Raw genomic sequence first — 2,379 nt, forward strand, 5'->3', positions numbered from 1 at the left:
GGCGTGTGGCCGACAAGCTGCACACGCCAGCCAGCCCGCCGAATCCCGCTACCTGACCGGCGGTTCCAGTTCACCATCATGCCTCACGCGCATGCGAATGGACCAACGGCCCAGCTGAGCCGCTTACTTATCTGCATTCTTCCGCAGCTGATAATGATCATGCCACAGCGAACCCCCGCACCAATACGAGTTCTTCTTATGCAGACCGAATAAACGCTAATACTGCCGTCGTTCCACTGAGGAACCTGATATGACCACGGCGCGAACTGGTTTGCGCCGTGGTCACACAAGGCACGTGGCACGTGGACAATTTGTGAATCGTCCATGACAGCATCCGCGACGAGACCCAAACGCCGTCGTTGTATATCAGTATCGAATATCCGTTGCTGGCAACCTTCCTCGAACCGCTATGCTCGTATTGAAGTACACGCAACTTGGCGCTAGCCCTGTGCGGCACAACGACGGTATGCGACAGATCTTCCCCGCCGTCTGTCATCAAGCATATGTGCAACCGACAACACTCCAAATGCAGCTCGGGGCCTTCGGTTGATCGTGGTCAACGACAGGCCCTCTGTTGCTGCGGCAAACTAAACCCGTATTGTCACGTTGCAGCGTGGTACACCAACCCTACATCTCGCAGTTGCTCGCTCGCACCGTACGCGACAATTTATCAAGATGTTCAGCAGCTCTCGGGCATGCATGGCCCGAGGCCGCCACTGGTAGTCAGTTCCCCATCTCTGATCTTCATGAATCGCGACACACAGTTAGTACAGGCACAGCGCTCTCCCCCGTGAGATATCTCAGGCAGAGTGACGGTCCTTGTCGCGATCGTTTTGATAGCAGCACATCGACGAACGATGCGCATACGCTGGGAGATGAGAAATCAGCGAGTGATCCGCGGCGAGGTTCGCCGTTTCCTACGTCAACTAGGCGTGGAGAATATGTGTTCGGAGAATTTTCATGCGTCTTACCGTCCAGCTCGACATGTTTAATACTACCCGTCCGATGGCATTCGCAATCCTCTGGCTCGACACAGAAAAGCGGCAATGGTCGCGCGAGGCTCACTCCGGACTGGACTTACCCGAATGGGGCTCGTTGCATGTGGATTGCGGCAACACGTTAGTGTGCGGGCCCAGCGAAAACACACTCGCGTATGTTCTCGAAGGATTGAATCTCGACTGTCGTTACAGACTTTTCGAAGGCGACTCCGGATATGCGCTGCGGTATACAGAAGGACGTTGGGCTCCATCAAACGGCCACTGGCATATTCAGTGTATAGATAACCAACGGGGACAGCCTGAACATGAACTGTTCACCACCGGCAAGGATTCCTGACACCATCTGCGTTAAGCAAATGAGGCAATCGAACGACAGCACCTGCTCAGGAATCTGACCACTGTGATCGGCATGCGTCTCGAACGGAGGTTGAGCCCCCATAAGTTTGCGGCTTGACCGATCGAGGCTCCATCATCAACGATCACCACCCGTCAGCTCGCCGTACCAGTTGAACGTCTCGCATCTGCGACGGATCTTTCTTACTCCCCATGCCGCTTCACCGTGACGACTCCCGGTGTGTACGCCAGCTTCTCGTTGATGTCTTTCCAAATATGCGCCCATCCGCAACTGCACCGGCCTGCGTCGATAGCCCCGTCTGTCGGACTTACCCCTTCGCCGTTGAGCTGCTCGTTGCGCCCGGCCAAATTGCTCACTGGAGGACAGGGCCGCTTTGCCTAACTTGATACACCGAGCTTTGTCGCTAATTCGCGCGTTGTCGAATAGCCCGTCTCGCATCGGCATCTTGCAATCCAATTGCCTATCATCACGCCGCGGCAATCTTCCGTGCTCGAGCAATATGTCGCCAGCGCGCGCGCAATGGACGTCAGGGTCGCAGCCCCCTACAACCGACGTTGCGAATTAACGCGAGACCCCACGCGTTTCACGCTTGCCAAGACAGATTGCGGATCATAGTGCAGCGAAGAAGATGCGCATCAATTTCAGACAGAGATAATTTGTCGCTCCACGCCTCGTGGTTGCGCTTTCGACAACGCAGATGCGGTGGGATGGGCCGCGTTCGTTGATCCTGTAGCGTCGTAGCTCGGGAAGAAAGAAAGGCTCAATTGTTTCAATCGTCCGACTGATGCCGCTGGCCCTCAATGACCGACCAGCCTACGCATGTCGAGCTCTATTCGACGCAGACTGGCTCCGACGCGCGAACGGCTACCCAAAGCGCATCATATTGCGCCAACTGCGGACCTAGAGCGTGTTAGGAACTTCGATTGAGACCTGTTATCCTGGCGGGATGAAAAGAACAGACCGCAAAGGGTATCCGACTGATGTGTCGGATGAGGAATGGAGTTTCGCGGCGCCGTATCTGACGCT

At 55.7% G+C, this 2,379-nt stretch carries 1 protein-coding gene and 1 pseudogene; both read left to right on the plus strand.

Annotation, left to right across the window (positions count from 1 at the left end):
* The first annotated feature begins 960 nt into the window (after positions 1-960).
* Positions 961-1,335 (plus strand): DUF3564 family protein, encoded by a 375-nt coding sequence (locus VSR82_RS39680; RefSeq protein WP_176383507.1) that lies wholly within the window; start codon positions 961-963, stop codon positions 1,333-1,335.
* A 964-nt stretch (positions 1,336-2,299) separates the two neighbouring features.
* Positions 2,300-2,379 (plus strand): annotated as a pseudogene (locus VSR82_RS39685) (IS5/IS1182 family transposase); the annotation flags it as partial.

The organism is Burkholderia sp. JPY481 (assembly GCF_038900515.1).
Taxonomy (GTDB): Bacteria; Pseudomonadota; Gammaproteobacteria; order Burkholderiales; family Burkholderiaceae; genus Paraburkholderia; species Paraburkholderia youngii.